Source organism: Winogradskyella endarachnes, from assembly GCF_009741275.1.
GTDB lineage: Bacteria > Bacteroidota > Bacteroidia > Flavobacteriales > Flavobacteriaceae > Winogradskyella > Winogradskyella endarachnes.
On the sequence record NZ_WOWS01000001.1, the window covers coordinates 857309 to 882745 of the forward strand.

At 30.2% G+C, this 25437-nt stretch carries 26 protein-coding genes; 16 read left to right on the top strand and 10 right to left on the bottom strand.

What is annotated here, in order from left to right; genetic code table 11:
* The first annotated feature begins 203 nt into the window (after positions 1-203).
* Together GN138_RS03765 and GN138_RS03770 are read left to right on the top strand one after the other, a co-directional pair.
* Positions 204-686, top strand: coding sequence for a hypothetical protein (locus tag GN138_RS03765; RefSeq protein ID WP_157362254.1), 483 nt, complete (start codon positions 204-206; stop codon positions 684-686).
* Positions 673-1224: a hypothetical protein gene (locus GN138_RS03770; RefSeq protein ID WP_157362256.1), complete on the top strand. Its 552-nt coding sequence runs from the start codon at positions 673-675 to the stop codon at positions 1222-1224. The genes GN138_RS03765 and GN138_RS03770 overlap by 14 nt, the downstream gene beginning before the upstream one ends.
* A 14-nt stretch (positions 1225-1238) precedes the next feature.
* Here GN138_RS03770 and GN138_RS03775 read toward each other — a convergent pair whose 3' ends face one another.
* Positions 1239-2399 carry a THUMP domain-containing class I SAM-dependent RNA methyltransferase gene (locus tag GN138_RS03775; RefSeq protein ID WP_157362258.1) on the bottom strand — a complete coding sequence of 387 codons (1161 nt, stop codon included), beginning with the start codon at positions 2397-2399 and terminating at the stop codon, positions 1239-1241.
* Positions 2400-2454: 55 nt separating this feature from the next.
* On the opposite strand from GN138_RS03775, the gene GN138_RS03780 reads away from it, so the two are divergent.
* The 5 genes from GN138_RS03780 (at position 2455) to GN138_RS03800 (ending at position 6649) form a co-directional block, all read left to right on the top strand.
* Positions 2455-3186: a class I SAM-dependent methyltransferase gene (locus GN138_RS03780; protein WP_157362260.1), complete on the top strand. Its 732-nt coding sequence runs from the start codon at positions 2455-2457 to the stop codon at positions 3184-3186.
* A gap of 1 nt (position 3187) precedes the next feature.
* The gene (locus GN138_RS03785) at positions 3188-3862 is read left to right on the top strand and encodes a ZIP family metal transporter (RefSeq protein ID WP_157362261.1); all 675 of its coding nucleotides are present in this window, start codon (positions 3188-3190) and stop codon (positions 3860-3862) included.
* Positions 3863-4291: a DUF4268 domain-containing protein gene (locus tag GN138_RS03790; protein WP_157362263.1), complete on the top strand. Its 429-nt coding sequence runs from the start codon at positions 3863-3865 to the stop codon at positions 4289-4291.
* 25 nt (positions 4292-4316) lie between these two features.
* Positions 4317-4769: a DUF1569 domain-containing protein gene (locus GN138_RS03795; protein ID WP_157362265.1), complete on the top strand. Its 453-nt coding sequence runs from the start codon at positions 4317-4319 to the stop codon at positions 4767-4769.
* Positions 4770-4960: 191 nt separating this feature from the next.
* Positions 4961-6649 carry a peptide-N-glycosidase F-related protein gene (locus GN138_RS03800; protein ID WP_157362267.1) on the top strand — a complete coding sequence of 563 codons (1689 nt, stop codon included), beginning with the start codon at positions 4961-4963 and terminating at the stop codon, positions 6647-6649.
* Between the two features lie 81 nt (positions 6650-6730).
* On the opposite strand, the gene GN138_RS03805 is transcribed toward GN138_RS03800, so the two are convergent.
* Positions 6731-7345, bottom strand: a complete 615-nt coding sequence (locus GN138_RS03805; protein ID WP_157362269.1) for a trimeric intracellular cation channel family protein — start codon at positions 7343-7345, stop codon at positions 6731-6733.
* A gap of 152 nt (positions 7346-7497) precedes the next feature.
* Positions 7498-8223: an RDD family protein gene (locus GN138_RS03810; RefSeq protein WP_157362271.1), complete on the bottom strand. Its 726-nt coding sequence runs from the start codon at positions 8221-8223 to the stop codon at positions 7498-7500.
* 35 nt (positions 8224-8258) lie between these two features.
* Here GN138_RS03810 and GN138_RS03815 point away from each other — a divergent pair, with 35 nt between their 5' ends.
* The 7 genes from GN138_RS03815 (at position 8259) to GN138_RS03845 (ending at position 15153) form a co-directional block, all read left to right on the top strand.
* Positions 8259-9263, top strand: a complete 1005-nt coding sequence (locus GN138_RS03815) for a stage II sporulation protein M (RefSeq protein WP_157362273.1) — start codon at positions 8259-8261, stop codon at positions 9261-9263.
* On the top strand, positions 9260-10180 hold the full coding sequence (locus tag GN138_RS03820) for a hypothetical protein (RefSeq protein WP_157362276.1): 921 nt from the start codon (positions 9260-9262) through the stop codon (positions 10178-10180). Before GN138_RS03815 ends, GN138_RS03820 begins: the two co-directional genes overlap by 4 nt.
* Complete coding sequence (locus GN138_RS03825; RefSeq protein ID WP_157362278.1) at positions 10173-10901, top strand: hypothetical protein; 729 nt, start codon at positions 10173-10175, stop codon at positions 10899-10901. The genes GN138_RS03820 and GN138_RS03825 overlap by 8 nt, the downstream gene beginning before the upstream one ends.
* The gene (locus GN138_RS03830) at positions 10894-12093 is read left to right on the top strand and encodes a DUF4350 domain-containing protein (RefSeq protein WP_157362280.1); all 1200 of its coding nucleotides are present in this window, start codon (positions 10894-10896) and stop codon (positions 12091-12093) included. The genes GN138_RS03825 and GN138_RS03830 overlap by 8 nt, the downstream gene beginning before the upstream one ends.
* A 6-nt stretch (positions 12094-12099) precedes the next feature.
* Positions 12100-13191 (top strand): AAA family ATPase, encoded by a 1092-nt coding sequence (locus GN138_RS03835; RefSeq protein WP_157362281.1) that lies wholly within the window; start codon positions 12100-12102, stop codon positions 13189-13191.
* A 53-nt stretch (positions 13192-13244) separates the two neighbouring features.
* A complete protein-coding gene (locus GN138_RS03840; protein WP_157362648.1) occupies positions 13245-14522 on the top strand; it encodes a DUF58 domain-containing protein in 1278 nt (425 codons plus the stop codon).
* A 217-nt stretch (positions 14523-14739) separates the two neighbouring features.
* A complete protein-coding gene (locus GN138_RS03845; protein ID WP_157362283.1) occupies positions 14740-15153 on the top strand; it encodes a DUF2141 domain-containing protein in 414 nt (137 codons plus the stop codon).
* Between the two features lie 70 nt (positions 15154-15223).
* On the opposite strand, the gene GN138_RS03850 is transcribed toward GN138_RS03845, so the two are convergent.
* From GN138_RS03850 to GN138_RS03860, 3 genes are read right to left on the bottom strand one after another with little or no spacing between them, the layout of a single operon-like run.
* Entirely contained in the window at positions 15224-17503 is a 2280-nt protein-coding gene (locus GN138_RS03850; protein ID WP_197429309.1) for a FecR domain-containing protein, read from the bottom strand.
* A 23-nt stretch (positions 17504-17526) separates the two neighbouring features.
* The gene (locus GN138_RS03855) at positions 17527-18453 is read right to left on the bottom strand and encodes a FecR family protein (RefSeq protein WP_157362287.1); all 927 of its coding nucleotides are present in this window, start codon (positions 18451-18453) and stop codon (positions 17527-17529) included.
* A gap of 57 nt (positions 18454-18510) precedes the next feature.
* On the bottom strand, positions 18511-19023 hold the full coding sequence (locus tag GN138_RS03860; protein ID WP_157362290.1) for an RNA polymerase sigma factor: 513 nt from the start codon (positions 19021-19023) through the stop codon (positions 18511-18513).
* 130 nt (positions 19024-19153) lie between these two features.
* Between GN138_RS03860 and GN138_RS03865 the strand changes: the two genes are divergently transcribed.
* Positions 19154-20830, top strand: a complete 1677-nt coding sequence (locus GN138_RS03865; protein ID WP_157362291.1) for a hypothetical protein — start codon at positions 19154-19156, stop codon at positions 20828-20830.
* Positions 20831-20918: 88 nt separating this feature from the next.
* Here the strand turns inward: GN138_RS03865 and GN138_RS03870 are convergent, their stop codons facing one another.
* Positions 20919-21398, bottom strand: coding sequence for a Dps family protein (locus tag GN138_RS03870; protein ID WP_157362293.1), 480 nt, complete (start codon positions 21396-21398; stop codon positions 20919-20921).
* A 102-nt stretch (positions 21399-21500) separates the two neighbouring features.
* Here GN138_RS03870 and GN138_RS03875 point away from each other — a divergent pair, with 102 nt between their 5' ends.
* Positions 21501-22439, top strand: a complete 939-nt coding sequence (locus GN138_RS03875) for a LysR substrate-binding domain-containing protein (RefSeq protein ID WP_157362295.1) — start codon at positions 21501-21503, stop codon at positions 22437-22439.
* Between the two features lie 72 nt (positions 22440-22511).
* Here the strand turns inward: GN138_RS03875 and GN138_RS03880 are convergent, their stop codons facing one another.
* Genes GN138_RS03880 through GN138_RS03890 form a run of 3 tightly spaced genes read right to left on the bottom strand, consistent with a single transcriptional unit; the run spans position 22512 to position 25391 of the window.
* Entirely contained in the window at positions 22512-23465 is a 954-nt protein-coding gene (locus GN138_RS03880; protein WP_197429310.1) for a transporter family protein, read from the bottom strand.
* A gap of 19 nt (positions 23466-23484) precedes the next feature.
* Complete coding sequence (locus tag GN138_RS03885) at positions 23485-24531, bottom strand: cytochrome-c peroxidase (protein WP_157362297.1); 1047 nt, start codon at positions 24529-24531, stop codon at positions 23485-23487.
* Between the two features lie 59 nt (positions 24532-24590).
* Complete coding sequence (locus GN138_RS03890) at positions 24591-25391, bottom strand: MbnP family protein (RefSeq protein ID WP_157362299.1); 801 nt, start codon at positions 25389-25391, stop codon at positions 24591-24593.
* Positions 25392-25437 lie beyond the last annotated feature (46 nt).

The following is a 25437-nucleotide window of genomic DNA, read 5'->3' on the forward strand; positions in this document are numbered from 1 at the left end:
TCAGATTAGTTGTTATCTATAAATATAGATAGATTTTTGTGTATCAACCCGTTGAAATGTTAGGTAATTATTATAATTCTAGCTTTTTTTAATCTTTGTTAATTTGATTAATTGTTTTTGATAATCTGTAATTTTAAAGGCAATATTTTTTAAAGATTAATAATTAGATTTCCATATTAATAATTTAGTACTACATTTAGATAATGAAAATTGAATCTATTGCCATTATAAAAAAGGAATTAAAGCATTTATCCCAAGAAGAACTTCTAGAACTATGCTTGCGTTTAGGGAAATTTAAAAAAGAAAATAAAGCGTTACTCACTTATTTATTATTTCAATCTCATGATGAAGATGGTTATGTAGCCAGTGTAAAAACAACTTTAGATGAATTATTTGAAGCTATAAATACAGATAGTTACTTCTACATGAAGAAAACGATTCGGAAAATCTTAAGACAAATAAGAGTTTACAGTAGATATTCTTTAAAAAAAACAACAGAGGTAGAACTCCTACTCTACTTCTGCAAACGTCTTAACGAACTAAAACCTTCAATACATAGAAACACAACACTCAGTAATTTATATGAGCGTCAAATCTTATCTATTAAGAAAAAAATTAGTGTACTGCATGAAGATTTGCAATACGATTATAATTTACAATTGCAAGAATTAAATGAAAAATCCTAGTACTACTATTTTAGAGTCTAAGCTAAAAAGGCACAAAATTTCTTATGTTTCTGAATATGGAACTATCATTATCGGAAAATCAAAAACAGATTATACCATTGTATTAGGTCTTATTATTTTCCCTCTAATAGCTGCAATCTGCATAACTACATTTCTAATTTGGGATAACTTTGATTTTTTGGGAGCCAACCGCGGAAAAATAATTGCAGGCATCTTATTTTTGGCTGGTACTGCTTATTTTAACTTTTCGAGAATTCAAAATAAAAAAAAATCCAATAATAATTTAAAAACATTATTACCAAAAGTTATAAAAATTAAAAATGAATTTGGAGAAAACACATTTGATTCTAACAACATTAAAACCTTTATCTACAATGTTAAAGAAATAAATGATGAATTATACGTGGGTACTCTTAATTTAGTAGATACCAAAGACAGAATACATCAAATTCTTGGATTTGATGATGAGAACGAAAAATACGTGTTAAATGATTTAAAATGGTTCTCAGAGTACCTTACTAAACATACCGAAATGTAAAAAACCATTTAAAACTAAAGGTTTTTCTTTGCCTTACGACTCCCTTCGTACATTTCATACTTTACTAATCTTGCTTCAAGTTTAGCATTAAAAACTTTTATTTTTCGAGAAGGTCTTAATCCTACAAATTTTAAAGCTTCAAGATTAGAAGTTACCAACCACGCATTGGTGTTAGGATAACCATGTTTTAGAGTAGAACCAATATTTCCGTAGAATTCTTCAACATTTAAATTCTCTAAACGTTCTCCATAAGGCGGATTAAAAACCATATGTAATTTTTCATTTCCAGATTTACGAGTTTTAAAGAAATCTTCATGCTGAATATGAATAAATTCATCTAAATGTGCATTCTTAATATTCTCCTTTGCTTTGGCTACAGCTGATGGCGACTTATCGTAACCTAGTATTTTATAATGAAAATCACGTGTTTTTTTCAACAGTGATTCTTCAATTTTCTCAAACAAATCAACATCCCAATCTTGCCAACGCTCAAAAGCAAATTCCTTGCGCATTAGATTTGGTGGTATATTACAGGCAATCATTGCAGCTTCTGCCAACATAGTTCCACTACCACACATTGGATCCATAAAATCGCTTTGTCCATCCCAACCACTCATCATTATTAAACCAGCAGCTAAAACTTCATTAATTGGTGCAATATTAGTGGCTGACTTATACCCTCTTCTATGTAAAGATTCACCAGAGGTATCTAAAGAAATTGTGCAGCGCTGACGATCAATATGGACGTTTATTTTTAAATCTGGAAAACGCAAATCTACATCTGGCCGTACACCTTCTAAATCTCTAAAACGATCTACTATAGCATCCTTTGTTTTTAACGCTGTATAAAGAGAATGGGTAAAAACACTATTATGTACAGTAGCATCAACAGCTAAGGAACCATTAGCTTTTATGTAATTTTCCCATTTCATGTTCTTTACATTTTTGTAAAGATCCTCTTCTTTTGTTACTCTAAAAGAATGAATTGGTTTTAGGATTTTAATAGCAGTTCTTATGCCAAGATTTGCTTTGTACATAAAGCCTTTATCACCAACAAAACTAACATTACGCACCCCTTTTTCTACTTGCATAGCACCAAGTTGCGTGAGTTCTTTTGCTAAAATATCTTCAAAGCCAAATAACGTCTTGGCTAACATTTTGAAATTATCTTCCATATACTACTATAAATAGATTGCAAAAATACAGTATTTTTGCAGTACATTTTACATTATGAGTAAATCAACTAAACAATGGTATGCTTCTTGGTTTAACACACCATATTACCATATTTTATATAAGGACAGAGATTACACAGAAGCCCAAGGTTTTATGGATAATCTCACCAATTACCTTAACCTGCCAGCACAAGCTAAAATATTAGATTTGGCTTGTGGTAAAGGTAGACATTCTGTGTATTTAAATTCCTTAGGCTACAACGTAACAGGCTTAGATTTATCTGAGCAAAGTATTGCACACGCTAAACAATATGAAAACGAAACATTAAAGTTTAATGTACATGATATGAGCAAAACATATCCAGATACTTTTGATGCCGTTTTTAACCTATTTACAAGCTTTGGTTATTTTGAAGATGAGAATTGTAATCTTAAAACAATAGCAGCTATAAAAGAAGAACTTAACGAATTTGGTTTTGGTGTTATAGATTTTATGAATACAAATTACGTTATTAAAAATTTAGTTGCAGAAGATGTTAAAACAGTAGAAGGCATAGACTTTCATCAGCAACGCTATGTAAAAAATGGTTACATTATAAAAGACATCAATTTTGAAGCTGATGGAGAACAGTTTGAATTTCAAGAACGTGTTAAAGCTTTTACTTTAGAAGATTTTGAAAACCTATTTAAAAAAGCAGGCGTTCACTTATTAGATGTCTTTGGTAATTATAAATTAAAAAAATATCATCCTGAAACTTCAGATCGTTTAATACTGATTTTTAAGTAAAATGAACAGCTATTTACTTCCATTACTAGCCGTTATTATTGGCGTTGTAATTGCTTTTTTTACTAAAAAGCAAAAATCTTTATACACAAAATTACTGCTATCTTTTAGTGGTGCTTTCTTACTAGCACTTACACTTTTTGATTTATTACCAGAGGTATATCTGCATTTAAATGCAAAAAAAACGGGTTTGTATATTATGTTTGGTATACTGCTACAAATCATTTTAGAGTTTTTCTCTAAAGGTGCAGAACATGGCCACGTGCATATACATAATAAGGATACCAATTTTCCATGGCTACTATTTATTAGCCTTTGTATACATAGCTTTTTAGAAGGTTTTCCTATACATCAGCACAATGACATGGTTTATGGTGTTTTAATTCATAAAATACCTATTGCTATTTTAATTACTGCATTTTTATTAAAATCTAGTTACAGCAAATTTCAAATTATATTTTTCTTAATTGTTTTTGCTTCAATGACACCTTTTGGAACCTTTATTTCTAACCACTCTAGTGTAATGCTTAATTATGTAGATGTTATTAATGCCTTTGTTATTGGTATATTTTTACACATAGCTACTACAATTTTATTTGAATCTAGTGAAGGCCATAAATTCAATCTATCTAAGTTAATTGCTATTATTTTAGGGATTATAATTGCTTATTTTATATAAATGTTTTCCAAAGAAGAATCGAGACTATTAAGACAAGAATTTTGGACCAGTTTTGGGAAATCATTTCCAAGAAAATGGTTGTTATATAATACTAAAATAAAAGGTGCTGCTTTTAAATTTCACTTCGATACAAAGTCGGCATTAATTGCATTAGATTTAGAAGACGACTTAGAAAACCGAATTAATTGCTGGGAAAAATTAGAAGCTTTAAAGGGTATTTTAAAAAATGAGTATTTACCAGATGCTATTTACGAGGAGGAGTTTTTTTTAAATAATGGCAAAGAGATATCTCGTATTTACATACCTTTAGAAAAAAAAGTATCTATCCATAATAAAAACACTTGGCGCGATGTTATGGAATTCTTTAATAAAAACATGAGTCTTTTTGAAGCGTTTTTTGAGGAATACAGAGATATGATTAAAGGATAATCAACCAACCAAAAAACAACCAAATATGAAAAACATTTTTGACAAAGCTGTTACAGAAGAGGTTATTGCACGTATTAACCAACTTAACCCAAACACTAAACCAAATTGGGGAAAAATGTCTGTAGACCAAATGTTAGCCCATTGCAATGTTACTTACGAAATGGATTTTGAAGACAAACACCCTAAACCAAAAGGTTTAATGAAATGGATGCTTAAAACGTTTGTTAAAAAAGTTGTAGTGAGTGAAAAACCCTATAAAAGAAACAGCCGTACTGCACCAGTTTTTTTAATTACCAATGAAAAAGACTTTAATTTAGAAAAAGACCGATTGGTTGATTATATCGTTAAAGTCCAAGAATTGGGTAGTGACTATTATCATAACCGTGAAAGCCATTCTTTTGGAAAATTAAATAAAACGGAATGGAATAATATGTTTTACAAACATCTAGACCATCACTTAACTCAGTTTGGAGTATAATTTGTATTCAATTTATAACAAACACAATATTATATTATTCTCAATTTAATAACGCCATTTTTAAAAATAAACAATAAACAATACAAAAAGCATCATTATCATAAAAATACTAAAGTAAAATGGGCATTTCATTTGTAACTTTTAAAAAAAAATTAATTTAGCTTACACTCATTAATTTTTAACAAAACCTCATGAAAAACTTTAAACACAAATTTTATTATTGCTTTATTTTATTATTTACTTTAGTCAGTATAAGTTGTGGCAATGATGATAATGGTAACTCTGGTTCTGGAGAAACGTCTTCAATAACATCTTCATCAGATGCATTAATTTTTGCCGACACTGAAATTAACGACGTATCAGTATCTCAACCAATCACCCTTACTATAACTGATATAGAAACTGAGATTAATATTTCATCGTCTGCTAACTTTCAAATTTCAACAGATAACAGTACTTTTTCAGATAACATAACCATATCTGTAGAAGATTTAAATAACTCGCAAAACATATTCATTCAATTTGCACCTCTTTCTGTAGGGGATTTAGAAGGTACAGTTACCATTGAGAACGAAGAAATTGAAAATATTATTATTGAAGTTTCAGGGACAGGTTTAGACCTTATTCCAACAATTGCACTTTCAAGTAATCAAATAAATTTTGAAGATACTCAAGTTAATAGTTATTCTACTTCAGAAAATTTAACTCTTACACTAACCCATATAACCTCTAATACTACGCTAACAACATCTGGAGGCTTTGAAGTTTCTAATGATAACAGCGTTTTTTCTAATAACCTCGTAATTTCTTCTGAAGATATAAGCGATACAAATGTAGTTTTCCTTAGATTTACTCCACAATCAATTGGTGATTTAGACGGTGTTTTAACCATTGAGAACGAACAATTAGATGACGATATTACAGTTCAATTATCTGGTGAAGGGACTCCTGTAATACATAACTACCAAACTTTTGATCAAGAGCGTGTTGCTTTTGGTGGAGGTTATACTCAAACTTCTGTACAAAACTTTACTCTACATGATGATTTAACTAACATTGAAACTATAAAAATGTATGTTCAGCTTACATGTCCTACAGGCGGTTGTGATGAATGGGATGTTTTTGCAAATGTTAAGGTTACGGATCCTATATCTGGAGAAAGACTTGAGATGGCAAGATTTATAACACCTTACTGGAATGACAACAGCCAATTAGAGAGAGGTTTTGAGTTTGATGTAACAGATTTTAAGTCGTTATTAACTGGTACTGTTGAATTAAGAATTAGAACTGAGTGCTGGAATGCAAAAGGATATGAAGTTAGTATAGATTTTGATTATATAGAAGGCACACCAGATTATCAATATTACGAAATAGCAAGAATTATAAATTATGATAATGGTTCTGCCGCAGGTGTACCTTATGGAACATCTCATGATAAAGATTTAACTAAAACTATAACTATACCGAGCAATGCACAAAGTACACACTTAAGAACTATAATTAGTGGTTGGGGTGAAGCTTATCCAAGTGATAACGATGGCAGAAGATGTGCAGAATGGTGTTATAGAACACATAATATAAATATAAATAATGTTTCAACTTTTGATCATTATTTAGGACCACTAGGCTGTGCCTCTAACCCTGTTAATAATCAAGCACCAGGAAATTGGACTCCAGATAGAGCCGGATGGTGCCCAGGAATGGAAGTACCAACCAGAATTGATGAATTTACTAATAGTGTTGCTGGTACTTCAATAGATTATGAATACTATTTTTCGCCATGGGTAGTTAATAGTGGTTATGAAGCATATTATCCTATCTCATCTTTTGTAGTAGTTAAAAGTGATACTCCAATTACAAGACCTGTAGTTGCAGATTAAATATATTTAATTATTACTATAAAAAATGCCAAGTACAATTCTAATACTTGGCATTTTTTTTACTGAATTAATTATTCAGAGCTATATATTATCTTTTTTATACAAACTCGGCAGACTAATTTTAAAACGTACCGCAATTAGTCTAATAACAATGACTACCAAACCAGCAATAACAAACAAATAATTTTCATCATATAAAAATTTACGTAGAATAAAATAGGTAAATCCTCCCAAAATGCAAGCCGTAGCATAAATCTCTTTTCTAAATACCACAGGGATTTCATTACATAAAACATCACGTAACACACCACCAAAACAGGCCGTCATAGTACCTAATGCTATACAAATTATTGGATGTAAACCAGCAATAAGACCGGTTTCTATACCAACTAAAGTATATAATGCAATCCCAATAGTATCAAAAAGGAAGAGTGATTTTCTTAAAAAATTAATTCGTTTTCTAAAGAGAACTGCGAAAACCACAGAACCTATGATAACGTAAACAAAGGTCATATTTTTCATCCAAGAAACAGGTTCTATTCCTATCATAATATCGCGTAAAGTTCCTCCTCCTACAGCAGTTACAAAGGCTATAATAAGAACTCCAAATGGATCCATGCGTTTATTCATTGCCACTAATGCACCAGAAATAGCGAAAGCAATGGTTCCTAATATGTCTACTATTTGAAAAAACATGAATTTATATTCGTTTTAGTTACAATAGTCTTAATCAGTTAAAAGCATTCAAAATAAATAATTATTAAAAAATTATTTTGTGAGATATTTAGTGTGCGCTCAGCATAAGCGATTCACTCTCGTTTTTAGAAATAAAAAACGTGGTTCTCTGCTTACATATTTTGCGTGTAATAATTATAATCTTTAAGAATTGTGTCTATAAACTGAACATCGTATAACTTAGATTCAATCTGTAATGTATCACAAATCTTTTTCTTCAAAATTGTTAAGGTTTTAAAGTCATTATTCTTTTTTGAGATAGAATAAGCATCCTTTATTATTCTAACATCCTTATCTGTAAGTTGAGTTACATTACTAAAAACAGGTTGGTAATCTTCACTAATATCTTCAAGTATTGTACTTGTTATCTTGTGTTTTTTCTTTACACTAATAACTACTGTACCAGCTGCTGCATCACCTACACGCTGTTTTTTGTCAGACAATAAAATACTTAATATTCCTATAGATGGCGAAAAAATCCATAAATCAACGATTCTTAGCATCCACCTTACAAAGAAATTATACCATTGGGTTGGTGATCCGTCTACGCTAACTACTTTTATTTTTAATAACATTTTACCAACTGTTTGCCCGCCAAAAACGATATGGCAAATCACTGAGTAAAAAAGTGCAGGTAACGTAAATAAACCTAAAAAACCTCGTCTGGTCCAACTATCTGCATCAAAAATTTCAGAAACTGAAACCAGATTTTCAATAATAGTCATATAGGTTATTAAGATAATTCCATCTATAAGAAAAGCAACCATACGTTCTCCTAAACCTATTAACTTATAATCTAAGTTGACATTTTGTGCCGTGTTAATTGCTAATTTGCTCATGGAAATGTATATTCGTTTATAATTAAAATGAATTTATGCGCGAAGCGTCTTTCGTGAAGCAAAATAAGGAAAAATGGATTGGTTTTGAAAACGCATTAGATAATAATGTAAAAATAAATCCGGATGACTTAGCTTCTTACTATATACAACTTACTAATGATTTATCTTATGCTCAGACTTATTATCCTGGCAGTAAGACCTTATTGTATCTAAATTCATTAGCTTCGCAAGCACATCAAAAAATTTATATCACTAAAAAAGAATCTAAAAACAAAATTATTTCCTTTTGGAGAGATGAGTTTCCATTATTCTTTTATCAATATCATAAAACCTTACTATATACTTTTCTAATATTTATGGCTGCAGTTACTATTGGTGCAGTTTCTACCTTAAATGACGATTCTTTTATTAGATTAATACTAGGTGATGCATATGTAAACATGACCTTAGAAAATATTGAAAATGGTGAACCAATGGCTGTTTACAAAAGCGGTAGTAGTATAGGTACCTTTTTAGGTATTACTATAAATAATATTAGAGTTGCTATTATGGCTTTTGCATGTGGAGCCATTTTTAGTGTTGGTACTATTTACGTGCTTTTTAGTAATGGTATTATGCTAGGTGCATTTATAACGTTTTTTTACAATCAAGGTATTTTGGAAAAAACATCTACAGTTTGGCTGCACGGAACTATTGAAATATCAGTAATTGTTATTGCAGGTTGTGCTGGTTTGGTGATGGGAAATAGTTTTTTATTTCCAAAAACGTACTCTAGACGCGTTGCTTTTATGAAAGGTGCTAAAGACGGATTAAAAATTGTGGTAAGTACTATTCCGCTGTTTATAGTCGCTGGTTTTATTGAAGGTTTTATAACACGTTATGGGGAGCAAATACATTGGACTTTAGCTTATAGCATTATACTTTTGTCTTTATTTATTATTGTCTATTATTACATAATCTACCCTATTAAATTAAATAAAGCGAGCAAATCTCAGGCAGTTAGTTTACCCACAGAATCACCTAAATCTCTATTAACGTGAACGAAAAATATATAGAACTTAGAACAAGAAGTACGTTTGGTGATATTATAAATACCTATTTTCTTTTCTTGAAACATAATTTTAAAAGTTATACCAACTTATATCTAAGATATAATGCAGTTAGTATAATATTAACTCTAATCTGTTCTTACCTTTTGGTTACAGGTTTTATGGGTTTGGCCAGCCAAGATTTTAGATTTGGAATGGGTAATAATGTTGCTACCGAGAGTTATTTTATCGCTGGTGTTATTATTTTGTTTTTAATTGTTTTTGTTACTTCTTTAATTAATTACAGTTTTTCTAGTGCCTATGTTGCCGATTATGTTAAGCATGAAGGAGAAATAGAATCAAAAAGAATTTGGAATAGTATATTAAACAGTATCGGAACTATTTTTGTATTTATATTAATAGGAGCCCTTATTGTTTTTGGATACTTCATTATTACTATGGTTTTGGCTTTTATTCCATTTTTAGGAATGATTGCTCAATACGGTTTAAACTTTACACTTTCTGCTGTTTTTGGCTTAACATTTATGTCCATTTTTTCAACTAGTAAAGGTGTTGGTGATGCACTTTCTGAGGGTTTTAGTTTTACTATGTCTAATTTTTGGCGAATTGTTTTATATGGGTTAGTAATAGGTATTTTAAATTCTATGATTACAATGCTAATTATATCTATACCTAGTGTAATTATAGGTATTTACGCTTATTTTTCAATTGAAAGCAATATAGATTTAACCACAAGTACTTTCGCTACGTTGATATTTACTTTTGGCTTTGCAGCTTTTCTATTATCATTTATTTATACACAAGCCTTATCGCAGATTTCTTATGGAATTTTATATTACAACCTCAACGAAGTAAAATATAATTTATTCCTTCAAAAGAAAATTGATGAAATTGGAGTAAATGAATAAACCTAATTTTAACCATATCAGTACTTTTTTAATGTCCGTTTTTGGCTCATCTTATTTGTGGGCTCAAGACGTTATTGTAAAGACAGATTCATCTAATATAGACGTTACTTACTTTAAAGAAAACTTTAAAGAAAACTATGCTGATAGTGATTTTAACTATTCTATCAATGATACAGGAGGCATTAATCTTATACAACAAATTCTTAGAAAATTCTTTAATTGGTTAGGTGATGTTTTTGGATTTGATATAGATTGGATAGATTACCAAACTCTAGAATATATTGTATACGGATTATTAGGTGTTATTATATTGTATCTGCTCATTAAGTTTTTATTAGAAAACCCAATAAATTCAGTATTTAAAACCGAAACTGCAGCTATTGAAGGATTTAATTATGTAGAAGAAAACATTGAGCAAATAGATTTTGACCTTCTTATATCAAAAGCCTTAAAAGAACAAAATTATAGATTAGCAACGCGCTATCTATACTTAAAATCATTAAAATCTCTGGCCAACAAAAAGGTTATAGAATGGCACTACGAAAAAACAAACACCGATTATTTAAACGAAATAAAAGACAACCAACTTAAAACATTATTTAAACGTGTATCTTATATATACGATTATGTTTGGTATGGTGAATTCCCAATAAATGAGGCAAGTTTTAATAAAAATAAAGCTGATTTTAATCAACTCATAAAAACATCTCAACATGGATAAGCGTTCTAAAATTGCGCTCTATATCATTGGCGCAGTAATTGTTTTTATGATGATAGCAGAAATTGCCAAACCAAAAGCTCTAAATTGGCGAAATTCTTATTCTGCTGCAGATAAGATTCCTTTAGGTTGCTTTGTACTTTTTAATGAACTTGAAACATTTTCTAAAGGAGACGTTTTAGTTTCTAAACAATCTGTTTACGAATATTTAAAAGACCAAGAATTCTCAGAACCCAAGTCGTTAATGCTTATTAATAATTTAGTAAGTTTTGATAATGAAGAATCTAACGCATTAATGAAATTTGTGGAAGACGGTAATACCGTCTTCATTAGCAGCTCCTATTTCTATGGTAATGTACTAGATACACTAAATGTAAGCGTACAAAAACAATACACTGATATTTACAGAAAAGAAGCTAAAAATAAATTTACAAGTCCACATTTACAAGACAACAATAGATTATATAAAGATGTTATTGAAAACAGCTTTTTTGAATCTATTGACACCTTAAAAACAACTGTTTTAGGAACCTTAACTTCTAAAAATGAAGATGATGAAGATGAAACACATGCCAATTTCATAAAAGTAGATTTTGGTAAAAATAATGGCCAATTTATTTTACACACTAATCCCTTTGCGTTCACTAATTACCATCTATTAAATGATAATGAAAATTATGCCGCAACAGTTTTATCTTACTTGCCAAAACAACAAATTATTTGGGATAACAATTACAAAAGCGGACGCAAAATAATAACCAGTCCTCTCCGCTTCATTCTATCTAATTCGGCCTTAAAATGGGCTTTTTATATAAGTATGTTTGGTTTAATTCTCTTTGTTATTTTTAGAGGAAAACGTACGCAACGTATTATTCCTGTTATTAAAAAATTAGATAATGCTACTGTAGATTTTACAAGGACTATTGGAGAATTATATTACCAACATGGTAATTTTACCAATATTATACAAAAGAAGATTCAGTACTTTTTAGAACACATTAGAACGCGTTATTACTTAGAAACTAATCAATTTAATTCTAAATTTATAGACAATCTTGCCGCAAAATCTAGTAACACTAAAGAAGAGACTAAAAACTTAGTAGATTACATTGTTTTTTTAAAGTCTAAACCCTATCATACAGAGCAAGACCTGATAGAATTGAATAAAAAAATAGAACATTTTAAACGAACATAAGTTATTATGGAAGATCAACATATACCATCATCAGATAATTTTGATGACAAAAAAACTACAGAAGAAAACAAAGTTACCCCTTCTAATACTGAAACAGCAAGCACGCAAGAAACTGCAAAAACGGAATCCGAAGGTTTTCAAAATCGTATAAACCTTCAACCTTTACAAAAGAGTGTTGAAGACATTAAGAATGAAATTGCAAAATTCATTGTTGGACAAAATGAAATGATTGAGCTTTTAATTATTTCTATTTTAACTAATGGACATTCACTTATAGAAGGTGTTCCTGGTGTTGCAAAAACGGTTACGGCTAAAATGTTAGCTAAAACTATGGCTGTTGATTTTAGTAGAATTCAATTCACACCAGATTTAATGCCAAGTGATATTCTTGGTACTTCAATTTTTAATGTAAAATCGAGTGAATTCGAGTATAAAAAAGGACCTATTTTCTCCAACATCGTTCTAATTGATGAAATTAACAGAGCACCTGCAAAAACACAAGCAGCTTTGTTTGAGGTGATGGCAGAACGTCAAATAACTATGGATGGTGCGCGTTATGATATGCAATTACCCTTTTTAGTTTTCGCTACACAAAACCCAATTGAACAAGAAGGAACTTACCGATTACCAGAAGCGCAATTAGACCGTTTTTTATTTAAAATAGATGTAGATTATCCTTCTTTAGAAGATGAAATTCAAATTTTAGTAGATAATCATTCGCGCCAAGACAAAATGGATTTTGATTCAATTAAAGCTGTGTTGTCTGCAGAATCTATTAAGAATTATCAAAACCTTATTAAGCAAATTATTGTGGAAGATAACCTATTAAATTACATTGCTTCCATAATTCATAATACCAGAACCAACGCTAATTTGTATTTAGGAGCTTCACCAAGAGCTTCAATTGCTATATTAAATGCTGCCAAAGCAAATGCAGCTATTAATGGTAGAGATTTTGTAACGCCAGACGATATTAAACGTTGTACAAAAGCGGTTTTAAAACACAGATTAGTATTAACACCAGAACGCGAAATGGAAGCCTTTACAGTAGATAAAGTTGTAGACCAAATCCTTGAAACTATTGAGATTCCTAGATAGTGAAGCGTTTTTTTAAACATACTTATTTGACCTTTCGGTTTTTTGTTGTTGCCATGATTTTTGTAGCACTGTTTATCCTCGCCTACATTTACCCTGGTTTAGAGAGCATTGTGACCATTTTATTTTTTATTGCGCTAGGTTTAGTACTCATTGATTTTGTATTATTATTTAAACAAAAAGGAATTTCAGCATCACGTATTCTACCAGAAAAATTAAGTAATGGTGATGATAACCCAATTGAAATCACCATTGAAAATGCTTATAATTTTAGAACTGATTTACAGTTAATAGACGAAATGCCTTTTCAATACCAAAAGCGCGATTTTGAAATTAATACTCAACTCAGCAAGCTTAACAAAAAGAAAATCACATATACCTTAAGACCATTAGAACGTGGCGAATATTACTTTGGTAATCTCAACATTTTCGTTAATTCACCTATTGGTTTAGTTACGCGACGCTTTCAGTTTGCAAAAGATGCTATGGTACCCAATTATCCATCATTTTTGCAACTGAGAAAGTATATGCTTTTGGCATTTTCTAATAAATTGTTTGAATATGGTTTAAAGAAAATACGAAGAATTGGTAATACCATGGAGTTTGAGCAAATTAAGGATTACGTTAATGGTGACGACATAAGAAACATTAACTGGAAAGCAACAGCCAAGCGAAACCAATTAATGGTAAATCAGTTTCAAGATGAGCGCTCGCAACCTATTTATTCGGTAATAGATAAAGGAAGAGCCATGAAAATGCCTTTTGACGGTTTAAGCCTCTTAGATTATGCCATAAATGCAACATTAGTAATTAGTAATGTGGCTTTAAAAAAACAAGATAAAGCCGGAATGTTTACTTTTTCTCGTAAGGTTGAAAATAAAGTGGTTGCAGAAAGACGACCTTCTCAAATGAATAAAATTCTAGAAACCTTATATAATGTAAACACTGATTTCTCAGAATCCGATTTTTCAAGATTATATATAGATGTTAAACGAAGCCTTACACAACGTGGTCTACTTCTGCTCTACACTAATTTTGAAACTTTAGACGCACTACATCGCCAGTTACCTTATTTAAAAGCTATTGCAAAGCACCATCTTTTAGTTGTTATCTTTTTTGAAAACACAGAACTAGAGAAGTTAACTAATATAGAAGCGCATAATACATTTGAAATTTTTCAGAAAACTATAGCTGAGAAATTTATGTACGAAAAAAAACTTATCGTCAACGAGCTTCAAAAACATGGTATTCAGTCTATTTTAACAGCACCTGAACATCTAACAATAAATACTATTAACAAATATTTAGAGATTAAAGCGAGAGGGCTTTTGTAGTGATTAATAATTAGTGATTGGTCATTGGTCATTGGTGATTGGTCATTGGTCATTGGTGATTGGTGATTGGTTGAAACTTACTTCAAATAAAATAACAACTCATCCTATTAAAATTACAATTCAGTAAATACAATTAAAAAAACAATACCTATTGTTAGATATTTGAATCATCAAACAAAACGAATAGTATTTATCACTAACCATTAAACTTCAAATTATGAAAAATTTATTTTTAACATTAACACTTGTATTAACTTCATTGTTAGGCTTTTCTCAAGACACAGCAACTATTACAGTAACAATTGATAATGTTACCAGTGATAAAGGTTTAGTTATGATGTCTCTGCACAATAAAGACACCTTTATGAAAGCTAAAGCTATAATGAATGCAAAATCTGAAATAAAGGATGGTAAGGTCGCTATCACTTTTGAAAACGTAGAAGCTGGTGAATATGCAATTATTGCTTTTCATGATGCTAATGAAAACAATAATATGGATTTTAGTGAAAATGGAATGCCTTTAGAATCTTACGGTATGTCTAATAACTCTATGTCTTTTGGCCCTCCAAATTATGATGATGCCAAATTTAAAGTAGAGGACACTAATCTAGAACTTAATATTAGATTCTAAAAAAAACATTATCATCAATCTAAAAAAAGACAGGCCTTCGATAAAAACTATCGAAGGTTTTTTCATTATATCACCAATATAGTCTAAACATAAAGTTTGGTGTAATACCAATAGAATAACGTTCTATTATTTCAACAGAATCATTTAAACTGTTGTTTCCTCTATACTCTCTTGAAATGAGATTATTTCTGTTGTACAAATTCCGAACCGACAAACCAATTTTACCTCTTAGTTTATTTCTTTTAGACATTTTAAACGTATAGGTTGAAGATAAATCTAAACGATGATAAACAGGTAATTGCCCTGTGTTAATGCCATTATTAAACTCTAAGTCACCTAAACTATTATCGCTAGCTATAGTGTACGGTCTTCCGGTTTGCCATTTCCAACCTAAGGCTACTTGAAATCCATGTAACTTATAGCTTAAAGCGGTAGATATGGCATTAGTTATGTTAGTCCTAGAATTAAAAGCCTTATTATTATTTAAATCACTAAACTGACTTTTTGCGTTGATGTAAGAATAACTAATCCAAGAGTTAAATCTTCTAAACCGCTTTTTAAGAAACACATCTGCTCCAAAAATATTTTGATTACCTATATTGAAACCAATATTCTCTGGGTTTAAAAATCCTAAAGATAAAGCCGAAATATTTTTCATACGTTTTAGGTAGATATCTGTATCTACACTAAACCCACTTTTAGAATAAATAAAACCAAGTGAAGCATGCTTACTATTAATTATTGGTGAATTTTCTCCATTGGCAAGTCTCCAAACTCTATTTTCTAAAGACAAGTCACTAAAAACGGTTTCATCAATTTCGCTAATAATCTGGTTTTTAATTTCTGCACTGGCCTGTAACTTAAAATATTGACTGAGGTCTTTAAAAACAAGTAGTCTTGGTTCTAATCGTATAGCATCTAGTTCTTGAAAATAGGTGTTTCTTAAACCAAAAGATATATCAAAAAAATTAGGGTTTTTATAATCTACATTAACATAAGCACTATGCGTTTGCACTATGTTTTCTTCAGAATCTAGCACGAATCTTAAGTTGGTGGTGTTTAAAAACGCATAAGCCACATCTTTTAATGTATACTGATAACCAAAGTCGTAATTAAACTTTTTTGAGACTCTGTAATTTAATTCTGTGGATAATCCTGAATCAAAAATTATATTTCGTTTTTCGAAATTAGAAACCTGTTCGTTGTTTTCAAAAGTTAGAAAATTGTAATTGAGCTCGTAGTCAGAAAAATAGGCCTGAGTTTTCTGTTGTAACTTATTATTCCATTTAAAATTCCAACGTAAACTATAACCAGCATTTCTAATGTTTAGAAGATCATTAAAGCTTCTATCTGTGTTAGATTCAATTGAAAAATAATCTAACTGATTATCAATATTTATAATACTTGCATAGAAACTATGAGCGGTATTTAACTTATAATTCAACTTTAAATTATAGTCTATAAATGAAAAATCATTTTCGCCTTCTTCTGCTTCATTAATCTTAGTGCTATTAAAAACCTTATCTGCAAATTGATTGAATGTAAATGTTTCAAAAACATCAGTATAACTTCTTCTTAAGGATGCCTGTATATTTAGCTTATCTTTTATTATTGGTAATTCTATAACAGCATCTGCATTAACGCCATTAATACCAATTTCAGTATTAAGTGTATTGGCTATCTCATTTTTAGAATTAATATTTATTACTGAAGATAAGCGTTCTCCATACCTAGCATGCGTGCCTTTATTTATAAAGTTTATTTCTGAGGCCACATTTGGATTTAAAGGTGATATCATCCCAAATAAGTGTCCTTTGTGATAAATATTTATACCATCCCAAATTATACGGTTTTGATCTGCATAACCACCTCTAACAAAAAAGCCTGATGCAGTTTCGTTAGGACTCAATACGCCTGGTAATAATTGAATACTTTCTAAAACATCTGGCTCTGTTATACCTGGTAGAATACCCAATTGAGAAGGATATAACTTATAGGTACCATCACTGTTTTTCTCTATACCTTTTGTAAGGTAGCTTTTAATAAGGACTAGATCTAATTTTTTGGTATTATCTATTTCTTCTTGTTGCGCTAAACTAACAACAACATAGCGTTTCTCAATAATCTTATAATTAAGGTTAGTTTGTGTTTTTAATTCATTTAAAACCTCTAACAAAGTTCTCTTTTTACGAGTTACGGAAATTCTTTTATCCTTAACATAATCGTCTTTATAAGAAAACAAAACATTGTAAGTATCTTCTATGTCTTCAATAGCATTTTGTAGTAATACATCTTTGAACTCTATGTAAAAAGCCTCTTCTTGAGAAAAGGCTAGTGTAGGTAGTAACATTAAGACCAAGATATATATTAACCTCATTCTTTATAGCTCAGTTTAATGTTACCTTTTTCTCTTTCATTATATGTAATATTGAGCGTTTCAAATACTGTTTTTAAAGCAATATTTAAACTATCGTGCGGAAAACTACCTGTAAATGCTTCTGAGTTGTCAATGGCTTCTGTATTAAACTTTACATTGTATTTATTTTCTAAGGCTTTTACAACATAACGTACAGGTACACTTTTAAATGTGCTTTCACCATGTATCCATGTTGGCATTTTATTAGAACTTTTATATGTTTTAATAGCGTCTCCATTTACACTTCTTAGAGCATTATGAGGTAATAGAATGTTTTCTGACTGTATAGTTTTTACAAGCACTTTACCTTCAAAACATACAACATCAAAAAAACCATTTGTAGTATTTACATTAAATTGAGTTCCTAATACTGACACTGAGCCATTATCAGTATTTACAACAAACGTTTTGCCTTTAGCTACTTTAAAATAGGCTTCTCCTTCTAGATAAAGTTTACGATCATTTTTCCAACCATCTTCATCGTAAATAAGCTTAGATTTAGAATTTAAAATAACTTCAGAACCATCTAAAAGTGCAATTGTTTTATGCTCTCCAAAATCTGTTTCAATTATAACTTCATTACTCGTTGTAAACATAAACAGGCCAAATAACATTACTATTGAAGCTGCAATACCAATAGCCCAATTTGTATAAAGTGGCTTAACTTTTGGTGGCTTCTGCTCTATTTGTTTTTTAATCTTTACAAATGATTTATCGACAGAAGCATCGAGTTGCTGTTTAACATTAAAACCTTTTCGTAACTTTAAAAACATAGTATAATCCTCCTCACTTACCAAATGCTTTAGTTCAGTATCTGTAAGCTCTCCTTCTAACCATTTGGCTAAAAACGTATCTGAATTGTTATGTAAATGCTCTTTATTCATTTGATTCTAATATTAAGACAACATTAAATTGCAAAACCCTACTTTCTTATAGATTATTTACACATTTCCTATCTCTTTTCGCATTATAATTAGTGCTTGATGCATCCGTTTTTCTACAGCTTTTACACTAATATTTAGTTGCTCTGCTATCTCTTTATATTTTTTCTTCTCTATTCTATTCATTAAGAAAACTTCGCGTTGTTTTTCTGGTAAAGAATCAATAGTAGCCTCTAGCTTTTCCATAAATTCCTTTTCTAACAAGATAAACTCTGGAGACTCATTAGAACTTTCTTTCTTATGCTGTTTATTAAAATTTTGAACCACTTTCTGGTGCTTTACCTCATTTAAAAACATATTGTTAGCAATACTAAATATGTAACTTTTTACTTTGTTATAATCTACATTACTACAATTATTCCATAATTTTATAAATACATCTTGCATTAAATCTTCTGCCCTTTCAATATCTTGCGTTTTAAAAAACAGAAAACGCCTTATGTCTTTTGCGTAAGCTTTATAGATCTTCTCAAAGGTTTTTGAGTGACAAATATTACGGTTATCTTTAAACATTAGCGCTTTTGAAATTTCAGTTTCAAAACTATGAAAAAAATAATTTGAGAAAAAAGTAGGGTTTTATAAAGTTATGTTGTCTTGTTAATGATTAACCTCAATAAAACTAGTTAAACCAAAAACAATTACAATGAAAAAATTAAAATTAGTACTTTTTAGCTTAGCGTTTTCTTTATTGATGTTTACATCTTGTACTAACAATGAATCTATTATTGAAAATCAACAACAAACTGAAGAAAGTGAATCAATTACAGCTGCACTTGCTGCATTAACAATACAGTTTGATTCTGACGGTAATGTTACACAAACCGATAATCCTGCTGGTAATATTGTTTTAGACTTCTGTTTTGATTTTGTTTACCCCATTACCTTATCTTATAACAACGGTACAGCAGTTACTGTTGATGACTTAAATGGGATTATCAGCATTTTATTAACATCAACCGACCAATTATACGTTAATGGAATTGCTTTTCCTTTTAATGTAGAGACCTTTAATAATGACACTAATGCTATTGAAGTTGTAACAATTAATAATGAAGAAGAATTTATTGATTTAATTGAAGATTGTGATTTTGATGATATTGAAACTTGTGAATGCTTCGAAATTTATGATCCTGTTTGTGTAGAAATAACCGATCCTAGCGGAAACACCTTTATTGTTACTTACCCAAACGAGTGCTATGCTGAGTGTGATGGCTTTGAAGAAGATGATTTTATTGAAAATTGCGAAGAAGACTATTACTCTGGTGGAGGAAATGAATGTTTTGAATTTAATTTCCCTATAGATATCATCATTGAAAATGGAAATGTAATTACTATTAATTCTCTCGAAGATTTTGGTAATGCAACTTATAATGTATATAACTTTGATTTTGTTTATCCATTTACAATATCTGTATATGACAATAACCAAGCCATTACAGTAACCATCAATAGCGTTGAAGATTTAGAAAATATATTAGAAGAATGCAACGAAGATTATAATGATGATGACTGCCAATATGATAGTACTAGTTTAGAAAATACCTTAATTGCTAGTTGTGAATTATACAACATTGAATTATACGACCTTAATGGCAACATTGTAAATGCATATAATGTAAACTTCAATCAAAACGGTGAGTTTATCGTTACTGGAGAAATTACTGTAACAGAAATAGCTACTTGGAACATTACAAGTACTAATGATACTCTTATTTTAAACATAGATGGTTTACAAGACTTTGGATTACTTAATGGTAGTTGGATTTTTGATTGTGATGATGATGACTTAGAATTTTATAATGACAGCTACATAATAGAACTAGATTGTGACGGTGTTAATGAGGATTGTGAAGAATGTGGTGATGAGCCAATAGATCCTGTTTGTGTTAATATTGATGGTACTACGGTTGTCTTTGATAATGCGTGCTATGCCATATGTGCTGGTTATACAGAAGCTGATTTTGTATTCTGTAACTCTGGAAATGATGTTTGTTTACCAAGTGCTATTTCAGATGCACTAACTAACAATTCTGGTTGGTCTATTAGTGACTATAACGACTCAGAAGAATTTGTTGATTATAATATTACTTTTAATTCTGATGGCACCTTAGAATGGATGAGTAACGGAGCTGTTTTTAATGGTAATTGGTCTGCTAGCGAAAATTCAGTAAACGGTAACATGCTATCTCTAAGTTTTTCTGGACCAAACCTACAACAAGCAAGTGGTGATTGGATGATTATTGATTGTGATTTACCATGTTCTATATCATTATTATCTAATAATGGAGACGAAATGTTACTGAGCAGAGACTGTGATTAAATAAATTAATATTAATTTATAAGTTAGTAAATTGATTAAAAAAAGCCTTCAAGAATAAACTTTAAGGCTTCTTTATTTATAAAAAAAATTATACTGTTTCTCCCAGCCAAGCTTTCATCATCCAAACTGTTTTTTCTTGCTCGGTAATAAAATCACTCATCATAGCGCTAGTACCTTCATCATTTGCATCTCCTGCATTTTCAAGAATAGAACGTTCTAATTTTAACAACTCGGTAAGTGAATTTACAATAAGCTCAACGGCTTTTTCATCAACTGATACGTTTTTACCAATAGGCACTTTTGCAGCTTTTACATAATCGTCAAATGTATGTAAAGGCGTGGCTCCTAAAGTTAAAATTCGCTCAGCAATTTCATCTACTTTTAAATTTGCTTCTGTATATAATTCCTCAAATTTTTCATGTAAGTTAAAAAAAGCTCTTCCCTGTATATTCCAGTGAATTCCACGTAAATTTTGATAATATAGTTGAAAATTTGCTAGCAACTGATTTAATTCTTCAGCTAATTCTTCTGTTTTTTTGGTATCTAAACCAATGCTATTTAGTTTCATAATTATTTACTTTTTTGTTACTCAAATTTACGAAATAATAAGGTTTATTAAGCATAGATTATATGAATAGTTTTTATACTTTTATAGCCAAATCAAATAGTCATGACGATCACACAACTGAAATATGCATTAGCCATTGCAGAACATAAAAATTTTACTAAGGCAGCAGAAAAATGCTTTGTTACGCAACCCACTTTAAGTACTCAAATACAGAAGTTAGAAGATGAATTGGATATTATAATTTTTGATCGTGGAAAAAAACCAATTGAATTAACCGAAGTTGGTCGTAAAATTGTATTTCAAGCTAGAAATATTGTAAACGAAGCGGATAGAATACAAGATATCGTTGATCAGCAAAAAGGGTTTATTGGTGGCGAATTTAGATTAGGAATAATCCCAACCGTTATGCCTACATTACTCCCTATGTTTTTAAAGAATTTTATTAAAAAATTCCCTAAAATTAAACTTAAGATTGAAGAATTAACTACCGAAGAGATTTTAACGCGTATAAGTGACGGTCATTTAGATGCTGCAATTGCTGCAACACCTTTAGAAAGCGATAATATTAAAGAACGTGTTTTATATTACGAACCTTTTGTAGCCTATATCCCAGAAAACCATAGATTAAGAGAAAACAAAACCATTGAGGTTGCTGATTTAGATATCGATGATATGTTGCTTTTAGAAGATGGACATTGTTTTAGAGATGGCGTTATTAATCTTTGTAAAACATTTAAAGATCAAATGGATGATAATTTTCAATTAGAAAGTGGTAGTATTGAAACGCTTATAAAATTATCTAACGAAGGTATGGGAATGACCTTACTCCCTTATCTACATACTTTAGATGTTAATGAAAATTTTAGTAAACATATTAGACATTTTAAAGAACCTTCACCTGCAAGAGAAGTGAGTATTATTTATCATAAAAGTGAATTAAAAATGCAAATTATTAATGCTCTCCACGAGGTAATTTCTGGTATAATACGTGGCGCAATTGCTTTTCAGAATGTAGAAATTATTAGCCCTAAGGCTAAATAAATACTGGATAATAAAAAAACCTTGTTACATAAGATTGTGACAAGGTTTTTTATTTAAATTCTAAATTTTGTTCTAAATAGCATAATTCACATACAACGAAAAACGTTGTTGAGACTCTACATTATCTCCAAATAAATTCTGACTTACTGGCAAAGTATAACTAGCTCCAAAAATAAATTTATCAATGGCTAATTCTGAACCTAAAGATGCATTAAGAATACTTCCATCTGTATCTTGCAATGTTTCATCATATTGTTTAATAGAATCATAAACATCACCTGATAAGCCTATAAATGGCATTATATTCATTTTCTCTCTGGCAAAAACAGTATATACATTAGCAGAATAACTAAACTGATTACCAAATTGGTAATCATTTTTATTCTCACCTTTTAGATAATAACTAAATAACGTATTTACACCAATTTTATCACTTCCGTAGTTATAACCCACAGAGAAAATACCATCTACACTACCTGTACCAACTTGGAAGCCTGGATTTACATTATCGGTTAAGCGCTCTTCAAACTTTCCAGTTGGTAATTTTACGCCTATTCCAAATTGAATAGAATGTCCTGAAGCTTCTTTTGTTAAGTTATAATCAATTGTTGTAGAATCTTTCTTCTTTTTATAAAACATTAATTTGTACCAACCAATGGCACTAACATCGCCAAGTCCATTTAAATTTTCTGTTTCACTTTCTAATTTTCTGCTTAAATCTTGGTATGGCACATTTGCTGTAACATAGAAATTATCATTTATTGGGACCTGAGCCCACAACTGAATTGTATTAAATTTTTCTGTACTTGTTGGCGAATTTGTAAAAATGCCTGCTTTAGACTCAAAACTTTGGTAGATATAGCGTACACCAACAAAATTTGCATTGCTCAACGTACCAAAACCAAAACTACCACTACTTGTAGAGCACCCACATAAATCGCAAAACCACTTAAATTGATGACTATTACTACATAAAGTATTAGGATTGTGAGCCTTTAAATTTGTAGTACTACAAATTAATAGCACAATTAAAATTAGTTTTATTTTAAAATTCTGCAAAACGTTCATCTTCTAAAAATTCAGTATCGGTTAAAGTATTTAAGAAAGCAATTAAGCTTTCCTTCTCATAATCAGACAGTGTTATACCATAACTACCATCTTCTCTTAACAATAATGGATCTACATTTCCATTATCTATAGCTCCATTATCATAAAAATCTAAAACGGCTTCTAAGGTTGTAAATCTGCCATCGTGCATATAAGGGTATGTAACTACAACATTACGTAAACTCGGGACTTTAAATTTGTATAAATCTTCCGTGTTTTCTAAAATATCGTAACTTCCTTTATCATCTAACAATGGATTTATAGGCAAACCATTATTTCTAAAACTTTGGTCAGAAAATAAATCTGTTGCATGGCAAGTAGCACATTTATTATTAAATGTATTTAGTCCATCGGTTTCAAGCGCAGTAAAAGTTACATTATCTTCATTTCTAACATATTTATCATATTTAGAGTTTGAAGACACCATCATAACCATAAACTGAGATAATGCTTTTAACATATTCTCAGTGTTAACTTCACCATCTTCAAAAGCACGTGCAAATTTGTCTTGGTAATCAGTATCTGCCTCTAATTTTGAAATCACATTACTCAATGTTTCATTCATTTCTACTTCACTTGTTAAAGGAATAATGGGTTGCAAGTCTAAATGTGTTGCAGCACCATCCCACATAAATGATGTTTGGTAGGCTAAATTTTGAATAGGCTGTGCATTTCTTGTCCCAACGCCTCCATCTACACCATGACTTAAATTATGGCCATGATGCGTAAATGCAAATGCTTGTTCATGACAAAAAGCACATGCAATAGCGTTGTTAGAAGATAATTTACCTTCGTAGAATAAATCCTTACCCAATTCAAAACCAGCTTCGGTTATAGGGTTATTATCCATATTATAAACCATATCCGGAAAATTAGAAGGCATTTCTACCTCTACTGAAACAGGCTCATATTTTGCTATATCTGAAGATTCAGAACAAGAAAATACCAATACCATCACAAGTAGCATTTCTCTTATATATCTCATAATCAATAGTTTATATTAAATCACTGGGAATATAAAATTCCCAATGATTTTAATATTGATTAATCGTTATGTACATGGTGAACCTCAAACATCGTTTGTACATTAGATGCTATAATTGGTGTTTCTGTTTCGTCTGTATGTACTTGATCGTAACCATCTGCAAAATTTACTGTTGTGGCTCCATCAAACACTTTAGAAATATCTGCAACAATATGTACTTCTGGCGAATTTTCCTCTCTTACTAAAACTGTATTTGGAAAGGATAAAGTCACTTCTCTATAATTATCTAAAGCTTCACCAACGCTTCCCATATGAATATTTAATGGTTCGTCTGTAACTGTATCTGTTGAAAATGTACCATCAAATCTTACAAACTTATAACCAGAAGCCCAACTCCACATCATACCTTCTTCTGAAGCTAAATCTAAAAAGTCTCCTTGGCCATCTGCACCAAGTGCAAAACGCTCTTGATCTATACCAATACCAAAAGTGATTTCTGTATAATCTGCAGCATCAATATCATTTAACGTTATATAAATTTCGCCAGCATTATTACCATTTAATTCGCTAACTATAAATACATTCTCTTCTGTTGGGTAAGTAAATGTATTACCTTCGGTATCAGTTACTCTTACATTACTAATAATGTATTTTACGTTAGTTAATTTAAAAGATTCGTTATTAGATTTTGAATAAGACGTCTCAAAGATAAAATCTTGATCACCAACAGAATTATCAAATTTTAGAATTAATTCTCCTGTCTCACCAGATAAATCTTCTTCATTATCATCATTGTCTATAGAACAGTTTGTAAATATTGCGCACGCCAAAAGTGCAAATGTATATTTAAGTAATTTCATTTGTTTTTGTTTTATTTTATAATTTGAAAATGTAATGGATAAATAG

Bases quoted from the DNA above. Each gene is read 5' to 3' on its own strand.
- GN138_RS03855 (WP_157362287.1), bottom strand. From the start codon at position 18,453: ATGAATAAAGAGCATTTACATAACAATTCAGATACGTTTTTAGCCAAA.
- GN138_RS03800 (WP_157362267.1), top strand. From the start codon at position 4,961: ATGAAAAACTTTAAACACAAATTTTATTATTGCTTTATTTTATTATTT.
- GN138_RS03885 (WP_157362297.1), bottom strand. From the start codon at position 24,531: ATGAGATATATAAGAGAAATGCTACTTGTGATGGTATTGGTATTTTCT.
- GN138_RS03860 (WP_157362290.1), bottom strand. From the start codon at position 19,023: ATGTTTAAAGATAACCGTAATATTTGTCACTCAAAAACCTTTGAGAAG.
- GN138_RS03795 (WP_157362265.1), top strand. From the start codon at position 4,317: ATGAAAAACATTTTTGACAAAGCTGTTACAGAAGAGGTTATTGCACGT.
- GN138_RS03770 (WP_157362256.1), top strand. From the start codon at position 673: ATGAAAAATCCTAGTACTACTATTTTAGAGTCTAAGCTAAAAAGGCAC.
- GN138_RS03835 (WP_157362281.1), top strand. From the start codon at position 12,100: ATGGAAGATCAACATATACCATCATCAGATAATTTTGATGACAAAAAA.
- GN138_RS03870 (WP_157362293.1), bottom strand. From the start codon at position 21,398: ATGAAACTAAATAGCATTGGTTTAGATACCAAAAAAACAGAAGAATTA.
- GN138_RS03765 (WP_157362254.1), top strand. From the start codon at position 204: ATGAAAATTGAATCTATTGCCATTATAAAAAAGGAATTAAAGCATTTA.
- GN138_RS03775 (WP_157362258.1), bottom strand. From the start codon at position 2,399: ATGGAAGATAATTTCAAAATGTTAGCCAAGACGTTATTTGGCTTTGAA.
- GN138_RS03815 (WP_157362273.1), top strand. From the start codon at position 8,259: ATGCGCGAAGCGTCTTTCGTGAAGCAAAATAAGGAAAAATGGATTGGT.
- GN138_RS03785 (WP_157362261.1), top strand. From the start codon at position 3,188: ATGAACAGCTATTTACTTCCATTACTAGCCGTTATTATTGGCGTTGTA.
- GN138_RS03810 (WP_157362271.1), bottom strand. From the start codon at position 8,223: ATGAGCAAATTAGCAATTAACACGGCACAAAATGTCAACTTAGATTAT.
- GN138_RS03780 (WP_157362260.1), top strand. From the start codon at position 2,455: ATGAGTAAATCAACTAAACAATGGTATGCTTCTTGGTTTAACACACCA.
- GN138_RS03830 (WP_157362280.1), top strand. From the start codon at position 10,894: ATGGATAAGCGTTCTAAAATTGCGCTCTATATCATTGGCGCAGTAATT.
- GN138_RS03890 (WP_157362299.1), bottom strand. From the start codon at position 25,391: ATGAAATTACTTAAATATACATTTGCACTTTTGGCGTGCGCAATATTT.
- GN138_RS03865 (WP_157362291.1), top strand. From the start codon at position 19,154: ATGAAAAAATTAAAATTAGTACTTTTTAGCTTAGCGTTTTCTTTATTG.
- GN138_RS03805 (WP_157362269.1), bottom strand. From the start codon at position 7,345: ATGTTTTTTCAAATAGTAGACATATTAGGAACCATTGCTTTCGCTATT.
- GN138_RS03875 (WP_157362295.1), top strand. From the start codon at position 21,501: ATGACGATCACACAACTGAAATATGCATTAGCCATTGCAGAACATAAA.
- GN138_RS03840 (WP_157362648.1), top strand. From the start codon at position 13,245: ATGATTTTTGTAGCACTGTTTATCCTCGCCTACATTTACCCTGGTTTA.
- GN138_RS03845 (WP_157362283.1), top strand. From the start codon at position 14,740: ATGAAAAATTTATTTTTAACATTAACACTTGTATTAACTTCATTGTTA.
- GN138_RS03790 (WP_157362263.1), top strand. From the start codon at position 3,863: ATGTTTTCCAAAGAAGAATCGAGACTATTAAGACAAGAATTTTGGACC.
- GN138_RS03850 (WP_197429309.1), bottom strand. From the start codon at position 17,503: ATGTTACTACCTACACTAGCCTTTTCTCAAGAAGAGGCTTTTTACATA.
- GN138_RS03825 (WP_157362278.1), top strand. From the start codon at position 10,173: ATGAATAAACCTAATTTTAACCATATCAGTACTTTTTTAATGTCCGTT.